The sequence below is a fragment of the Burkholderia sp. WP42 genome, assembly GCF_000745665.1.
GTDB lineage: Bacteria > Pseudomonadota > Gammaproteobacteria > Burkholderiales > Burkholderiaceae > Burkholderia > Burkholderia vietnamiensis.
The window spans coordinates 242845-259696 of sequence record NZ_JQJT01000011.1; the positions used below are offsets into that span (position 1 = coordinate 242845).

The following is a 16852-nucleotide window of genomic DNA, read 5'->3' on the forward strand; positions in this document are numbered from 1 at the left end:
GGACACTCACGGTGCAGGACAAAGCTCCTATCAGGTCACAAACGCTGGGCCCGGCAACGCTCGGGGAACGCCGGAGCTCGATCGACAGGTCAATGCCAAGGCAACTCGGCCAATCCCAGCACGGGTCAGATCGATCCGACGTTCGAGGCGTATTCTGAACTGAGTATCCCAACAGTTTCCCTTGCGACTCATTGAGCAGCGCATGCCGTAGGCGCTCAGCTTGCGCTGGAACTCGTGACTCGCGTATTGGCTGCCTCTATCCGAATGGCACAGTGCACCCGGCGCGGGACGGCGGCGGAACCAAGCCATCGTCAGCGCGTCCGTCACGAGACCCGCCGTCATGCGCGGCTTGATCGACCAGCCCACCACCTCCCCGTTGAACAGGTCGAGCACCACGGCCAGGTACAGCCAGCCCTCGTCGGTCCAGATATATGTGATGTCCGAGCTGAACACCTGATTCGGCGCGGCGGGCGTGAACTCGCGGTTCAACAGGTTTGGCGCGACCGGCAGCTTGTGTTTCGAATCGGTCGTCACCCGGTAACGACGCTTGTGCCGCGCCCGGATGCCATGCTCACGCATCAGCCGTTCCACGCGCTCCTTGCTGGCCGGAAAGCCTCGATCACGGATTTCCTCAGTCATGCGCGGCGAACCGTATGCTCCTTTGACCTCGGCGTGCACCGTCCAGATCAGCGTCAGCAATTGCGTGTCCGTCAGTCGCGTTCGCCCCGACTTGCCGCCGCGCTTCCACGCGCGATAACCGTTCACGCTGACCGACAACACCCCGCACAGCGACGACAGCGGATACTGCCCGACCTGCTGGTCGATCCAGGCATACCTCACAGCAGGTCCTTCGCGAAGTATGCTGCCGCTTTTTTTGCGATCTCAAGTTCCAGTTGCAGGCGCTTGATCTCGGCGCGCATGCGCGAAAGCTCCATCTGCTCCGGCGTAACTGGCTTCGCTCCGGCTCCATTCAGCTTGCCCGACGCCTCGGCCTTTACCCAGTGGCGCAGCGTCTGCTCCGACATGCCCAGTTCCCGGGCCACCACAGCAAAGCCCTGGCCGTCCTTGACCCGCTGCACGGCTGCAACCTTGAATTCCGGCGTGTACGATTGTTTCGGTACCTTGAACATCCCTGATTCCCTTCCTTTCCGTCGAGTTTATACATGACTCGATGGAAGGCGAAATTTCAGGGGAAGCTCAGTATGGACACGCGGGTGCTCGGCCCGTTGTCGAATGAATCTCGTCAAACTCTGCGGTGAGCCGTCGCGTCAGTTCAAGGTCCTCACGCGCACCTGCTTCTTCGAAATGCCACTGCGCAGGAAGGATCGCCGTCGGCAAGCCGCCGAGCTTCACCCGCGCTTCCCATTTGCCCGTTGGGTCGAGTTCGAGCAGCCACGCACGTAGCTCTTTCACCTTTGTCGCAATATTCATGGACTCGGTCCCGAGCATCTCAGTCACGTCCGCACGACTGATCGGCTGCGATAGAAGCGGGATCAACGCCTCCATCTTCTGTGCATGACGCCCGTACAACGGCGTACCGTGCAACCGCGTGAATTCGCGATTGCACGTCCTGCACAAGAAGCGCGGAATTCGCTGACCGCTCAACGCGTTTCGGTATCCTTGAATGCCGACATGTACGGAGCCGCAATGGAAACACGGCGGACGCGGCTCCGAATTTGACGACACCAACGCATCGATATGCCGCTGCAGAAATGCGGTCAGTTCACGATCTTCCTGCGTTGAATGTTGTCGAGAGGTCTTCATTGTCAACATACAAATTGCGCTGCTCACCGCGACCACTCAAAGCTGCACCGTGACCTGAAATCCGACCGTCCAACGTGCTGTCGGAAATCCGGACGTCCTCTCGTCAACACTCGTCAAATCCAGTGAGCGAATTTCGCTACGGCCATCACTGCACTGAACAAAGCCAACGAAAAACAAATTTTCTTGTTGAGCAACCAACGCGGCACCCGCTCACGTTGCGCGATACTCAGTCCCTGAGCGCCAAGGGCGAAGTAGAAAAAAATGCCTACCGCCGCGACCCAACCCACCACGTCGTAAAGCGGTCCAAATATCTGGCTCCCGTACGTCTGCGCCATCGTGTCCGTCCTTGTATCGATGCTCTAGAATTGCGCCGTCACCTGAAACCCGACCGTCACACGCGCAGTGGGAAATCCCGACGGCTTGTAGACCGGCGCACCGGCGAACAGGTCATAGCCGTAGCCGCCGAAATGTGTCGATACACTGCCTTTGACGCCGATCACCGCCCCGGCCAACTGCGTACCGACCAACGCAACCGGCTGCGGCCCCCAAACGCGGCCGTAATCCAATCCCGCATAAATCGCCTGTCCGGTCTGTCCGATCGGCATCTGCAGTTCGTTGCGCCAGTAGAAGCCGCGCGCCGCCGCCAGCATCGTTTCGCCGTCGAAACCGCGAACTGTGTAGCGACTGCCGATCGTCAAGTCATCGATGTAGTACAGCGAGTTCCCGGTATATTGGCCGTGGATGCTCGTCACGTATCGGAACGGCTGCTTCGCGATCGCGAAAGGCACCGACAGGTTCGCATCGAGTACCGCCATCTTGAAACGGTAAGTCGGACCTCCACCGGCAGCAAGAATGTCGTCCCGCGCACCCAAGCCCCCGACGCCCTGTCGGAACGCAAGCGTACCGTCGAACTGCGCCCCGTCGAAATAGTGACGGTCGGTCAGACCGAATTCAAAGAACGTGTTGTTACGACGCTGCTGCGGGATTTCCGTATCTTCGATGAAGCTCTGACCGAAGCGACGGGACAAGCGGACATAGCCGCCGAACACGTCGTTCTGACTGCGGGCAAGCACTCGGGCAAGCTTGAAATCGATCGTCTTCGAATTGCCGCTCGCGACGAACGTTTGATTCACGCCCGCGATTTGCTGGTAGTACGTGTTCGTGTAGGCCGATAACGTTGCGGTCCAGTAGCCCCACGGGATCAAATAAAAACCGTTCCAGCCGTGGGAACCAAGGCGCTTGTCGCCGAGTTCAAGGTCTTGGCTCACGCCGACGTTGAAGATGTCATTCAGGCCGAGCGGGTTATCGATACCGAGCGACAGGTTGCCCTGTAACTTGCCGGTCGCGCGTGTGCCTGAGTTGTCGATCGATGCAACGACTGTCCACGGCTTGCCACGCTTCACATCGAGCACGACATCGCTTTCGCCCGGTACGTCACCCGGAACAATCTGCATCGATACGTCTTGGCTCTGTACGCGCTTCATCTGCTCCAAACCTTGCTCAAGGTCGCGCAGGTTCAACAGTTCGCCGTCGCGTGTTGGAAACGCGGTTTTCCATGTGCCGCGCAGTTTTTCATCAGCGAAACGCACGTGACGAATCACACCGGGAATCAGCGAGACTTTCAACGTACCGGACGACAAATCCTGTTCCGGCAGCAATACGCGTGTCGTGATGTACCCACGCGACAAGATGTCTTGCGACAATGCCTTGACGAGTACATCCAACCCTTGCTTGCCTACGCACTGCCCCGTGTAGTGTTCGAGCCATTCACGAGCGAACGCGAAGCGATCCATCGGCAGCGCAGATGCACCCTGCGCTTTCACGCCATCAGGAAGCGAATCGGGCACGCTGACCATGAAATGATCAATGTGGAAGCATGGCTGTTCGCTCGGCAGCGTTGGATAGCCTGCACGTGCTTCGATACTCGAACGGACTCCCGGCGCGGAAACGGTTCGTTCACGCTCGCGTACTTCCTCCTGCTGACGAGCCTGTTGATCGTTGCCAACCGGCTGGACCGACTGTGCCATCGCGCAGGTTGACGCAATAAGCAGCGATCCGGCAAAAAAACTACCCCCTCGGATTTTCTTCTTCATGTATTTGCTTCTCTCGATTACGCGTATCGCGTGACCATCCAAACCCCCATCAGGATGACGACAGCACCGACGACTTGCATCGGCCGCAACAGGGATTCGTGTAGCGCCGTGAACGACAACACCACGAGCATAGAAATCGCCACCATCGTCGGATACGCGACGCCAAGCGTTGTTTTGCGCAGCGCGATGGCGTAAAGGAGAAACCCGACGCCGTAGGCACCGACAGCTGCCCCACGGGCGATCCACGGCAATATGCTCGACTCACCAAGTGTGAGTCCCTTGAGGGCAGCAACTCGGAGCAATATGCTCGCGAGACCACCGAAAAGACCACTTGCGACAACGATCAGCCAGTTCACCGTGCAGCCTCCGCTACTACCGCTAGATCGGACCGCGGACTGGCGTTTATGCGGGCGTCATCGGACGCGCTCGCATCCTCACCGAAAATCGCGTTGAACCGGTTCGCGCCATGTAGAGCAATCAGTACGATGGCGGGAAATACGACCGAAAAGTTTCGCGCCTCATCGCGGTAGCCGAAGAAGAAGAACAGCACCAGCACCGGCAGGAATGCCGCAAAAAAGTAGATACGGTATCGACGTGGCGTTGCGCGCCACGCCGAGCCGAAGAACAACGCAAGCGGCACGAGCATCAACGGATTTTCGAGACTCGGTGTAAAGATGCCTTTTCCGATCAGGTTGTAGAACGACAGGTAGGACATCGGATTGAGCCAGAATTTCAGGTTGTCCCACACGTGAAATTCGACGAAGCCGCCCGCATTTGCCTCATAGCCACTCATGATGAAATGGCGCGTGCCCGCGCAGATCACAAGCTGCAGCACCAACCAACCGACTCGTTTCAATACCGGAACGTCGCGCTCGTGCAGGGAAAATAGCGCGAGCGGAACAAGAAAGAACGTTTCTTTGTTCAGGGAGAAGATGGAAATCATCAACGTGCATGCCGCCATTCGTTTCTTCAGCAGGAAGTAGCACGCACCGAGCACACCAAGCAGTTCGAAGAAGTCATAGTAGTAACCTCCCTGCTGAAACGTGAGTGGATAGACGAAACTGAACGCGGCCAGAAAGCCGACGGAATGTCCGAAGCTCAGTCCATGCAATCGGGCTAGCTTGTAGACGAGCAACAGCGCGAACAGCGTCGACAACACGATCGCGATGTACGTCAGGTGATAGACGAGCGCCACGGTCGGTGTCCAATATTCCTCCGGCACACTTGTGAAATAGGCGTTGTGCAGCGAATCATGTCGCTTGATCGATTTGAAAAGCTTTTCTTGCTTTTCCTGCCCAAGCCACTCGGCCACCCAATTTGCGGCTCGCGGGAACGACGAGCGGTAGACATACGGCTTCGGCGCCTCGCCGTTCATCATGCCGACGAGGCTGTAGCTGGTTGCGAAGTCGCCCTTCTGGTCATCGCGGAAACCCCACTTCAGCAACATGCTGTTGGTGATGTTTCCCGCGCACACGAACAGCAGCACGTAGACGATGGCGAAGCGGCAGAACGCCAGCACGCGGTTTCGATTTTTTTCTGTCATAGGAATTGCGCCGCTCACGGCGCGGGCAAGAAGTGAGCAGCCAGTACAATTGCTACCATGACGCAAAGCATGCCCAAGCTACCGCGATTTTCGAGAATATGAACTACCGGATCGTCGTGCATCGCGCCACGCACTGTGGCGATCCATAGACGACCGAACAGGTAGATCAACCCGATCTGCACGAACCAGAGAAGATGTGGAATCGTGTAGCGAGCTACCGTTTCCGGAGCGTTGATGAACAGGCCAAACACGACCACCGCAGCAAGGGAAGCACCGATGCCAAACGGCCAAAGGACTTCCAGGTCGCTCACCCGATAGTCCCGGCCTGACGTCTCCTTTTTGTCACTCTGGCGCAAGAACACCAACTCGGAGCAACGTTTCACGAGCGCGAGGCTGAGAAAAGCAAATACGGAGAACGCGAGAAGCCAGCGGCTCACCAGAATTTCCGCAGCAACCGCCCCTGCGACGATTCGGTACGTGTACAGCAATGACAGAACGACCACATCGAGTAGCACAACTGACTTCAAACGCCAACTGTACGCGGTCGTCAAGAGCAGATAGAGCGTGAACATGCCAGTAAATTCGGCAGACACCGCCAAGGCCAATGCAAACGCCAATGTCAGCAGTACCGCTGCGCACGCCATGCCTTGACTGATCGACAATACCCCGCTCGCAAACGGACGATCGCGCTTTCTTGGATGTCTGCGATCACTGTCTAGATCCCAAAGATCGTTGCCGATGTAGGTTGCCGACGCGCCAAGCGACATTGACAAGAACGCCAGTGCGAGCACGCTGACTTTGTCGACATCAAGGAATGCAAAGGCCGTCAGCAGTGGGACGAACAACAGCAAATTCTTTAGCCACTGGTGAACACGCAGAGCCTTGCACCATGTGGAGAACGTTGCAGGTACATTCGCGAACTCCTGTTCGATGGGAACATGGCCCCGGACATGTGCGGCGACATCAGGTGAAACGCCAGCAAGGACGGCACCTCGCGCACCAGCCCAAACCGGCAAGTCGGCTTTGCTATCACCCGCATACACGAAGTCGTTGCCGATCTGTTGGCGAATGCAGGCCAGTTTGGCCTCTCCCTTGAGATTCGTGTCGTCAACGGAAGCGATGACATGATCGAACAGGCCGAGATGCGTGCTCACACGCTCAGCGATCGAACGATGTGCAGCAGTTGCGAGCACGATTTTTCGCCCGCTCGCACGTTCACAGGCGAGATAGTCGATAAGCGATTCGCGGTAGGGAAGCATTTCCGCTCGAAAATCGGCATGCTCTGCGACCTTAGCCTTAAACGTAGCGCGACCGGCCGCGAGCCAGAAAGGTAAGCGCAGTAGGTTCGTAGGTTGTCGCTTGACGACACGTATCACCGATTCCATCAAGGTATCCGAAACCGTCAACGTGCCATCCAGATCAACGACGAGCGGAAGTTTTTTGGTCTCTCGCATTTCTTATGGTTTGACCTTCATAGACCGCACAGTTGAACTCATCTCCTTGATTTGATCAGTCATTCCTTGAACCCGTATTCAGGTGGAATTTTCCAATCATCACTTGGAAATTTTGGCCAACCGAATCGAGGATCACCATAAGCCTTTTTGACATCATGCATCAAACCGTCAAAAAAATTCGACAAATCTTGAAGTGCGATTCCGGCATGGATTAATCCCGCTTTTGCCGTCAACCTATCCTCGCTTCTCATAGCCAAATCATAAAGATTTATCGCAGCCTCGATCGATTTAATTCTCTTATCAAACGATTCATCCAGATTTCTTTTCCAGTCAATATGCCATTCGTTGTCGTCCATTTCTACATTGTAGGAATTCAAATCGGCATCCGTCAAACCGTGCGACAGCGCCAAATCTCGCAATAAGACTTTTATTCGATTCAGCTCCATATCCCTCTCACTTAACGTTAATCCTGCGCCCCTGCCCTGCGTCCGTTTTGGACTGGTTCACGGTACCGTCCATGTTCACAACGGCCCTGAACTTTCCTCGACTATCAAACACTTCGAGGTGATCCTTGTGCAATCCGTCGAGATAGAAGTAGTCGCCCTTGCTGATGGCGCCTACGTCACTGGTTGCCTTGTAAACGCTCTGACCGTCGATCGGTGTCAATCTCGTCTTTTGCGACGCATCGTCCAAATCAGACCCAAACCCCGGTGTCCCCAAAAACGCGCCCATGTTACCGACGCCACCCTGATTCGGCTTGTAACCCGCCATCGTGAGCGGATCATTCATCATCTGCTGAAGCCAGTCAGGCGTGAGTGCCGTGATAATGGCCTCAACCGTTCTTTGTGCACCAAGCGGACTGATCAGCGGTCCCGCTTTCGCACTCGAATCAAGGTCGGTCGAATTGTCGATAATGGCATTGTCACCCTTGTCCCGACTTTGTCCCGTAAAACCCGGCAGCTTGAATCCTGACAGCCAAGTGGGCGGCGGCGCCATCTGTGGCAGCGCTACCTGGTTATTCTCGACTTCGATCTTAGCTGCACCTGCTGCCGTCGCGATATCCTGACCCGATATCGCGGCGACGCCAGCAACCAAGCTCGACACGAGATTGTCGCGGGCTTCTCGCTCCTCTGCAGACATATTTGTCGTTGGAGCCATCAAGCTCCCGATCACGGAGCTTGCGGCGGCTCCCATTGCGCCAACGCCACACGCTTGACCGCTCGCCGCTGCGCCAGCACACCCCACGATCGCATGAAGTGCTGCGCGCGCCTCTTCATTGCCGAGGCTGTCGGCGATTTGCTTGATCTGATTCGCACCAAGCTGTTGCACGTATGCGATCGTCGCATTTTGCGCGAGTTGGCCCATGCCGCCCGTTACGTTGCTACCGGCCGCGACCGTGAGCGCGGTCAGCACCTGACGATACGTGCCGCTCGGCCCCCACTCGGCTGTTAACTGATCGGCGCGTTGTTGGGCCGCTGCTCGTTGTTCCGGCGTGAGATTCGGATCGTTTGCAGCCGCTTTTGCTGCATCCGCTTCCTTCGCGCGGTTGGTCACGAAAGTGCCAGCCTGATTCACAAACTGACTCGTGATGTCGAAACCGGCCCGAATCTTGTCCTTATCGAAAATCGGTGCGAGCGCGCCACCAGTGTTGGACGTATCGCGGTTGATGCTCGCGACGGCTTCGGCTGCAGTTTGGCCCGTCAACTGCTGCTGCTTCGCACTGTCAGTAATCGTCAGTGCGCCGCCGCTCATACCGCTGCGGGTTGCCGAACTAGCATCGCCGGACGCACTCATCGCGATCGGCGGTGCAACCTGCAAACCCGGTGCACTACCGCCGTTGGTCTTCGGCAGCGTCGTACCCGGAACCGGGTTTACGTTGTCAGCGGTGCCTTTCTGATTTTTCCCTGTACCGCCGCCATAGCTGCCCGAAATGCCCATCGAAGAAGCATCGTACGAAGCGTGATTCTGGATATCGCTCGACGTGAGCGTACCGGTTGTGAGGCTGTTCGCCCCGTCCCGAACAGCTTTATCGCTACTAGCGATGACTCCACCCTTCAGATCGGTATTGCCGCTCACGTTGATATCAAATCCGCCGTCGCCAGCTTTGATACCAGACTGTTCGCCGACCGCCGCGTAATCGCTGTTCATCTTCTGCTGGCTGATATTCCCGGCCACGCTCGATGCGCCGTAACAGATCGGCGGCACGCAAACGCTGACAGACACACCGCCGCTCGCCTGCTTCGAATCGTAATGGCTCGTGTCTTGCAGGCTCTTGATATTCAGATCACCACCAACGTCAGCGATTACCTGTTTACCGCTCGCGACAGCGCCGGTCAGGTTCGTATCGCCGCCTGATTCCAATGTGAGTTTGTTGCCCGCTGCAACGTTTGTGTTGGTCCAAGTCGTATCGCTGCCGTCGCCATGCCCTTTCGTACCTGAGACGCCAACCTGAAACGAAATGCCGTTCGATTTACCGACACCGAACGTCACGCCGATACTGGCGCTCGATCCGCTGTTCTTGCTCTGTTGGCTGTCCGTACTTTGCGCAGCTTGCAGATTGATATCGCCCTGCGCGTTCAACGTCGCATTGTGACCTGCGCTGAGAGTGCTGCCGGTCACATTGATATCGCTATCGGCCCCTGCACCGGCTGCAGCGATGTTCAGATTATGGCCAGCTGATACCGTGCTGCCGACTGCCGTATTGGACGAGGCCGATGAACTGCTATTGCTGTGGCTTGTGCCAAGCGACACATTAATGCCGACACCTCCCACACTCGTCGGATCACTCACGACTGCATCGAAAGCATTCTTCGCCGCAAGTCCGGTCGTTGCAGCAGCGAGCGCATTGAGCCGCGCATCGCCCTTGGTCTGCTTAACGTCCTTGCGCATTTGGTTTGCCGTCTGCACTGCCGCGATAACGGGATTGCTTATGCCCGCAGAAATTGCCGTTTGACTGAACGACTGCTGCTCGTTCTGTGTAGCGGTGTTTCGCGCCTCATCAATCGTTACTTTCGTGGCTCCGAGATTAATGTCGTTTCCGGCGTGTATGGTGCTGCCGGTGACATGCAGATCCTTGCCCGCACTGATGTTCAGGTTGCCATTCAGCGAACCGATCATGCTGCCGTTGTTCGTGACCTGTGTTGCCTGCTGCGCATCCGTGGTTTTGCGCACGCCGATCGTATAACCCTGCAATCCGCCGTCAAGCTGATTCAATGGATTCAGGCCCGACAGGAAACCATATTCACGCTTCGAATAATAGCTTTCGGAGGTTTGCGTATCCTGCGACGTGGTGATATTCACATTGCCTGCAGCAGCAAGCCTCACGTCGCTTGTACCAACGACATTACTTCCTTGTACTGTCAAATCCTTGCCCGAACGGATCGAAACAGTATCGCCCGACACGGTGCTCGCGACGCCGACATTCGCGTGCGTGTTCTGCATCGTGTCCGTGGTGGAACCGGAAACGAAGCTGCCGCGTTTGGCTTGCGTCTGAACGAAACTATCGTGCTCTTCGCGACCTTCGTTAACGATGGCATTGCCTGTCGCCGCGATGCTGGCCGCGCCCGTGCCGTTATCCTTTCCGTTCGTGACACCTGCCGTCAACGACGAGCCGGTCAACGTCACATTGCCCTTGTTCGCGTCGGTGCTCACTGCTGCGAGTGTGGCATTCCCTCCGGACGAGAAAGTCGTGCCGATCGCACGCTCATCGTAAGTGCGATCGACTTCCTTACGCGTCTTGTCGTCGGTCGCGACGTTGTTGTAGCGTGCGGTGTCGGTCACGGTCGTTGCCGCGAGATTGCCGCCAGCAATAACGCTCAGGTCATTTCCGGCCGTTACGTCTGCGCCCTTGAATGTCGCATCGTTGCCGCTTTGAATCCCAAGATTGCCATTCGCGGAAATTGCACTCGTCTCGTTGGTCGTGCTGTTTTCTTCCCAATGGTGATTCGCATTCTTCGTCACGGATTGCGAAGTGTTCGCCTGAACCGTATCGACGTTGATATTGCGTGCCGCTGTTACGAGTGCGTCACCGCCCGCCGACAGATTCGCGCCATGCATCGTCAGGTCGCGACCGGCACTGACGATCATGTCGCCGGTTGAAGCGATAGTGCCCTGCTGCCCCAAAAGGCCCGTATTGACCTTACTATCGCCAGAAGCAGCAGAGACGCCATTCGTGTCCACCAGCGTGGTATTAACGATATCGCGGCCAGCAATGACGGCGATGCGATTACCGGTAATCATCCCCGACGAATTCACAACGTCATTGCTGGCCGATACGACTGTCGTGCCGTTCGTGCTGCTGCTCGAAATCGTGCCGCCGCGATTCAGGATATCGGTCGCGGTGAGAACCGTCTTCGTGCCGCCCTTGATGACGCCCGTGTTGGTCGTGCTGCCCGTCGTGTGAATCTCAACGTCGTCCGCTGCGATTAGGGCACCGGTCGATTGCAGATCGTTCGCATGCGTTTGCGCCATGTAGACGACCGGAGCCAACACGTGCGTCGTGCTGCCGTCGGGCAGCGTCACGGTCTGATCAACGAGCCAAACGATATCGCTCGTCAGCGCGTCCATTTGCGCAGCGGTCAGCGCCATGCCGGGCACCAAACCGAATGACTTCGCGTAGTTCGCACCGTTCGTCATCAGCGCGCGATACTCGTCTTCGGCACTCGCATAGCCCGGCAGGAAAGTGCGGCCCGTCAATTGCGTAATCTAGTTGCGCACCATCTGCTGTTCATACATGCCATCGCCCAATCGCTTCTCGATGCTCGCCGGGTTCAGGTTCAACTGGCCGAGCATGTAGTCGCTCGAAATGAAATTCGTATAGCTCGTCAACCGCGGATCGGTGACGACCAAATAGGGCTGGCCCGGTGCCGAGTGGATCGAGTACATGCCGCTCGTCGGCAACGTGATCGACAGTGCACCGGTTGCGCTCGCGACCGATTGCAGTGCAGGAACAGTCGTCGATCCGCTAGCCGCGCCGACCTTGTTCAACGCGCTACCGGACACGCCCTGATTGGCCGAATTGTTGCCGAGCGTGCCACCCGTCGCGCCAGTCGATGAATTCTGCGCGGCGACGTTCTGGTTATTGACGCTCTGGCCGGTGATCGACACCGACTGATTCGCAATGATCGTGCCACCCGTGCCGCCAATCGCGACTGGCGTATGGACAACGGTCGGCTCTACGATCGTGCCGCGATCCTGTGTGGTGTCTTCGTTCCATGCGTACATCGACACGATGTTGTCGGTCTGGTATTGATACAGCGTCCGACCGACGTTGTTCACAACCGTGCCGCCGTAACTGCCGCTACCGACAGAACCGTTCTGCTGCGTGCTGCCGATTTGAATCGACTTGCCGGCGGTGATCGCGCTGTAGTCGTTGTTGATCGTGCCGACGTTCGCCATCGTGATACTTCCACCCGCGACTAGCTGCGCCTGTGGCGTCTGGCTCGTCACCTTGTCCTGCTGAATCGTGGACGTAGTATCGCGCCAGATTTCGACACGCTGGTAGCCGTTGTGACCGTCGCTGCGAGTCGTGTATTCCGTATCCGGTACGTAGTTGACGTGCGGGTCGTATGCGTCCCAATAGTTGACCGTCACCGACCCGTCTGCGTTGGTCGTCAGCGTGTTGTAGTAAATCGTCTGCTGCTTGCCGTTGACGTTCACGACCAGCACCTTGTCGGTCGCGTTCGGCCCGGACGATTCCGATACGATTTGCGAAGGGCTATAGCTCGAAGTAAGCGGCGTCTTATAGCCGTTCACCCACATCGCCTGAGAGCAACCGCCGTTCGGGTCCGCATTCATCGTCGCGCACACGATGTATTTCTGGCGCTTGGTTTGGTGCGCGGTGGTCGTCTCGGTCGTTTCGGTCGTGACAGTCGGCGCGGGGCGCGAATTGGTGAACGTGCCGGCCGCAAGTTCGACATTCCCCTGTGCTTCGATCGTGGATTGATCGTTCAGTACACTCTGCGTGCGGTTCGCAAGCAAGCCGTTTGCGTCGCGCTGACCGTTCGCCGCGATATTGATATCGCCGACGCTAAACAGGTTCGCGCCGCCCGTATTCGACAACTGACTCGTTGCGTACAGGTTCAATTGGTTAGCTGCGGCGAAGACAGCAGCGGCCCCGGTGTTCGTAATCGTGTTGGCGTTCGAAGTGACGTTGGCACCGATCACGGTGCCCGTGTTGTTCAACGTCGCGCTGTTGGTCACGACGGTATCGCCTTCGATCCGGCCTGCGTTGTCGATCGTGCCGCCATTTGCGTTGACCGTCGTCGTCGCGGAATTCAAATCCGCGCCGCTCTGGTTGTCGACGTTCGCCGCGTTCACCGTGAGCGCGCCATTGGCATCCAGCACGCCTTGGTTCGTCAGCTTGCCCGACGTGGTGAAATTCACGTTGCCGTTCGCATGCAGTCTGTTCGTGGCCGTCTGCGTGTAATCGCTCCCGAGCGTGATCGAGCCGTTGCGACCGGCGATAATCGAACCGTCGCCGGACAGCGTGCCGGTGCTCAGCGTCAGGTCCTGATCGCTACCGATCGCGCCATTCTGGTTCGCAAGGGTGCCCGTCTGAATCGATACGCTGCCGCCGCTGCCTGCGTCATTACCAATTTTGCCCGAAGTATTGTCGATCGATGCGGTGTTCAACGACAGCGCGCCGTTTGCACGAACGGAGCCGCCCTGATTCGAAAGGGCTGCATTCGCACCGTTCAACGTCAGATTATTTGCCGCCGACAGCACGCCACCGGCGTTGTTTACGTTGTTACTTACTTTAAGCGTCAGGTCATGCCCCGAAAGCGTCTGACCGCCTTGCGCATTCGTGAGCGTTTGCGCGGTCAGCGTGACATCGCCGTTTCCGCCAATCGTACCCGCACCCGCCTTACCTGACGCGTCGGTGTTCGTGATCGACGCGCCGCCATCGATCGTCGTTGCACCGCTGCCGATATTCGCGATACGTCCGTCGCTGTTGTCAACGCTGGAACCCGAGACGGCGAGCGTGGATGTTGCGCCGTTCGCTTCAATTTGGCCGGAGCTATTAATCACGGCACCTTGCGCGCGCAGCGACAGATTCCCGTTCGCCTGAACAAGACCAGCGGCATTCGCAATTTGACCGTTCGACTGCACGGACAGCGATTGCGCCGCCAACAGCGATCCATTCGAATTATCGACGCTGCCTGCCGACACCGAGACGTCCCCGTTGCCGCCAATGGTGCCGCCCGCTGTATTCGTCAGCGCGTTTGTCGTCGTGACGGACAACGTGCTCGCGCCCACGTTTTTAAGTGAGCCTCCATCATTCGCGAGACTATCGGCCGCTACAGAAACGCCATTGTTCGCTTCGAGCGTGCCCGCACGGTTATCGACAGCGCCTTGAGCCTTCAGCGTAATGCTGTCCGCACCGACGTAGCCGCCCGCAGGGTTATCGAGCGACTGCACGTCGAGCGCCGCCTGTCGCTGCGCGGCCAGCGTCCCGGCGCTGTTCGAAACAGCAGCCGCCTTCAGGCTCAACGCGCCATTTGTCGCGATCGTACCGCCCTGATTCGACATCGCACCGGTCGCGATCGACAACGTACCGCTGCCTGCGTGAGTAATTTTTCCGTGGTCGTTGATCAGCGTCGCGGGCGTCAGGTTCAGGTCCGTGCTGTTGGTCTGAATAACGCCGCTGCTCGAATTATCGAGCGTGTTCGAGACGGCAATATTCATTGCGCCGGTCCCGGTTTGTGTAATCGAGCCGCCGTGGTTCGACAAATTCGTCGCCCCGAGCGACAACTGTGCTGCCTGCACCGAACCCGCATCATTTCTCAGCGACGCGGCATTCACCGTCGCGGATTGTCCGGCCGCGATGCTACCCGACCCATTCGTCAACTGCGCACCGGCATTGATCGTCGCATTTCGACCGGCGGACATCGCACCGCTGCCGTTATCGACAGACTGCGCACCGACTTGCAGGTCCGTCTGCGCGGTAATCGCACCGTGGTTAGCAACGGTTCCGGCTTGCACATTGACGCTGCCATTTCCACCGATCACACCGCCCTGCGCACCCGCTGCGGTCGCTCCTGCGGCATTGACCAATTGCCCGGTCGTCGCGATCGACAAACCGTCACCGTTCAACGATGTAACGCGACCGGCCGAATTTTCCAACGAGTTTCCCGAAATATTCATTCCGGCCGCGCTCTGGATCGTGCCTTGGTTGTTCGCGATCGCACCGCCGCGCACCTGCATCGCATTTTCGGAAACCAGCGTGCCACCCTGATTCGCGATTGCGCCGTTCGACTGCACGTTCAGCGGACCTTGCGCCGATACCTTGCCGCCTTGATTCGAAATGCTGCCTGCGGTCAACGTTGCGTTGCCTTGGCTCGACAGCGTGCCGTGATCGTTGATCAACGCACCCGCTGCGTTCGCATTGAGAGCGCCCTGCGCACTCGTCGTCGCATTAGAAAGGTTCACGTCCCCGGCGTTCGCGTTCAGCGACAGATTGCCGTTCGCAGCCGTCTGGCTACCTGCGAGATTGATTGCGCCACCAGAAATCGACGCGTTACCACCTGCAACGTTCTGACCGGTTGCCGTCAGTTGGCCGCTGCTCGAAAGATTCAGGTCACCGCTTTTCCCGACAGAACCGTCGTTATTCACACCTGCGCCGAGCGTCCCGGTGGAATTGATGCTGCCTGCGGTGACCGTGGTATTTTGCTGCGCGGCCAGCGTGCCGCTGTTCGACAACGTACCAACTGCTGAAACGTTTGCGCTCTGTTGCGTATACGTCGTGCCGGTGTTTTGAATGCTGTTCGCGGTTGCGGCAAGATTCCCGCTCGCAGTCGTCTTGCCTGCGAGTACAAGCTGGCCGTTCGATTGCAGCGTCAGGTCGCCTGCTTGCGCTGCAATTGTTCCAGCATTCGAAACACCTACCCCGAACTCGTTGCTTACGAGAAAGACGCGATTGGCGTACATGCCGCCTAATTGGGCTACGTCGATCGCAATGGCAGGCGCGGTACCGTCACCGGCAATCGGCGTTGCCGCAAGTGTGTCGTGATTAACCTGGTTCGCCCCGGCGATTACGTTCAGATTCTTGGCATAAATGGCTGCGTTCGCCTGTACGGCGCGGGCAATCAGATCGACTTGATCGACGTTCGATGTATTCAGACCTCCTCCGCTCACTGCAATCAGGCCGCGCGATACATTAAATCCATAAAGTGATCCGTCAGCACCGTAATACGGCGTACCAGTCGTCAGTGTCGCGCGTGATGTATTGATAAACCCACCACCATCAACCAGAATACCAGCGCTATTTGACAGTATTACTTCGGCGCGATTTCCTCCTACCTCAACATAACCACGAAGCTGAGAAGGCGCATTGCTGTTGACTTGGTTGACGATAATTCGCGCGGACTGGTTAGGGCCGAAGTTCGGGTTGCCGTTAATGTAGCCAGCTTGCTGCGTGTTCACCAACGTGGGCGAATTATTGAGAATTGCACCGTTTTTCTGTACATCGAACTGATTGTACGTATTCACGGACACGCCAGCGCCAGACGGTGCGGCAATATTCACTTGCGGCAGACCGTTCTGCGTCTGGATCACGTGCGTTGGCGTACCCGGCGTCGGTACGATCTGCGCCATGCTCGGCAGCGGCACACCGAACAGCAGCGCGGCGGCCATCGCGATCGGTTGCCAAACAATACGCCCTCCGTGCAAGCCCGATGGCGTGCTCACGCCCTGAGAATTCCCGGCTGCATGCGGCGAAGTACCGTTTTCCTGAACGACCATCATCGCGCCGCGCGCGCGATTGAATACAACCCGATAGCGTTTCTTGTTCATCCTTCGTTGACGCGCACTGCGCCCCTGCTTGCAATCCTGTTTGAATTCAACGTCGATAGGACCGGACACAATTTGCCGTCTGATCTTGAACGCGCTTGGAACGGATAGTCAGAACGACAATACCTCTCATGCATGTCGCGATTGCGAGCCAGCGCTCGCAACTCCCTCTCTTATCCACCGCGCGATCCTAGCAGAAGCGACAACCG

Annotated in this window: 9 protein-coding genes and 1 pseudogene; all 10 read right to left on the reverse strand. The window is 57.6% G+C overall.

From position 1 onward, the window contains the following. Window positions 1–165: 165 nt before the first annotated feature. Window positions 166–1130: pseudogene (locus EX20_RS07855) on the reverse strand (IS3 family transposase); the annotation flags it as partial. Between the two features lie 67 nt (window positions 1131–1197). Beyond that, window positions 1198–1773: a DUF746 domain-containing protein gene (locus EX20_RS32795; protein WP_224020216.1), complete on the reverse strand. Its 576-nt coding sequence runs from the start codon at window positions 1771–1773 to the stop codon at window positions 1198–1200. Window positions 1774–1877: 104 nt separating this feature from the next. Further along, window positions 1878–2099, reverse strand: a complete 222-nt coding sequence (locus tag EX20_RS07870) for a hypothetical protein (protein WP_034193163.1) — start codon at window positions 2097–2099, stop codon at window positions 1878–1880. A 24-nt stretch (window positions 2100–2123) separates the two neighbouring features. Next, complete coding sequence (locus EX20_RS07875; RefSeq protein ID WP_226145613.1) at window positions 2124–3791, reverse strand: ShlB/FhaC/HecB family hemolysin secretion/activation protein; 1668 nt, start codon at window positions 3789–3791, stop codon at window positions 2124–2126. 83 nt (window positions 3792–3874) lie between these two features. Continuing rightward, window positions 3875–4213, reverse strand: coding sequence for a DMT family transporter (locus EX20_RS07880; protein WP_034193164.1), 339 nt, complete (start codon window positions 4211–4213; stop codon window positions 3875–3877). Beyond that, the gene (locus tag EX20_RS07885; protein WP_131929093.1) at window positions 4210–5400 is read right to left on the reverse strand and encodes a hypothetical protein; all 1191 of its coding nucleotides are present in this window, start codon (window positions 5398–5400) and stop codon (window positions 4210–4212) included. The genes EX20_RS07880 and EX20_RS07885 overlap by 4 nt, the downstream gene beginning before the upstream one ends. 14 nt (window positions 5401–5414) lie before the next feature. Continuing rightward, window positions 5415–6854, reverse strand: a complete 1440-nt coding sequence (locus EX20_RS07890; protein ID WP_034193166.1) for a UbiA family prenyltransferase — start codon at window positions 6852–6854, stop codon at window positions 5415–5417. 59 nt (window positions 6855–6913) lie between these two features. Further along, window positions 6914–7300 (reverse strand): hypothetical protein, encoded by a 387-nt coding sequence (locus EX20_RS31780; RefSeq protein WP_131929094.1) that lies wholly within the window; start codon window positions 7298–7300, stop codon window positions 6914–6916. Window positions 7301–7307: 7 nt separating this feature from the next. Further along, window positions 7308–11549, reverse strand: coding sequence for a hemagglutinin repeat-containing protein (locus EX20_RS33315; protein ID WP_414629606.1), 4242 nt, complete (start codon window positions 11547–11549; stop codon window positions 7308–7310). A gap of 9 nt (window positions 11550–11558) precedes the next feature. Further along, window positions 11559–16646 (reverse strand): two-partner secretion domain-containing protein, encoded by a 5088-nt coding sequence (locus tag EX20_RS33320; protein ID WP_414629607.1) that lies wholly within the window; start codon window positions 16644–16646, stop codon window positions 11559–11561. Between the last annotated feature and the right edge of the window lie 206 nt (window positions 16647–16852).

Coding starts and splice junctions, on each gene's coding strand:
- EX20_RS07885 (WP_131929093.1), bottom strand. CDS start 5,400: ATGACAGAAAAAAATCGAAACCGCGTGCTGGCGTTCTGCCGCTTCGCC.
- EX20_RS07890 (WP_034193166.1), bottom strand. CDS start 6,854: ATGCGAGAGACCAAAAAACTTCCGCTCGTCGTTGATCTGGATGGCACG.
- EX20_RS33320 (WP_414629607.1), bottom strand. CDS start 16,646: ATGAACAAGAAACGCTATCGGGTTGTATTCAATCGCGCGCGCGGCGCG.
- EX20_RS32795 (WP_224020216.1), bottom strand. CDS start 1,773: ATGTTGACAATGAAGACCTCTCGACAACATTCAACGCAGGAAGATCGT.
- EX20_RS07870 (WP_034193163.1), bottom strand. CDS start 2,099: ATGGCGCAGACGTACGGGAGCCAGATATTTGGACCGCTTTACGACGTG.
- EX20_RS07875 (WP_226145613.1), bottom strand. CDS start 3,791: ATGGCACAGTCGGTCCAGCCGGTTGGCAACGATCAACAGGCTCGTCAG.
- EX20_RS31780 (WP_131929094.1), bottom strand. CDS start 7,300: ATGGAGCTGAATCGAATAAAAGTCTTATTGCGAGATTTGGCGCTGTCG.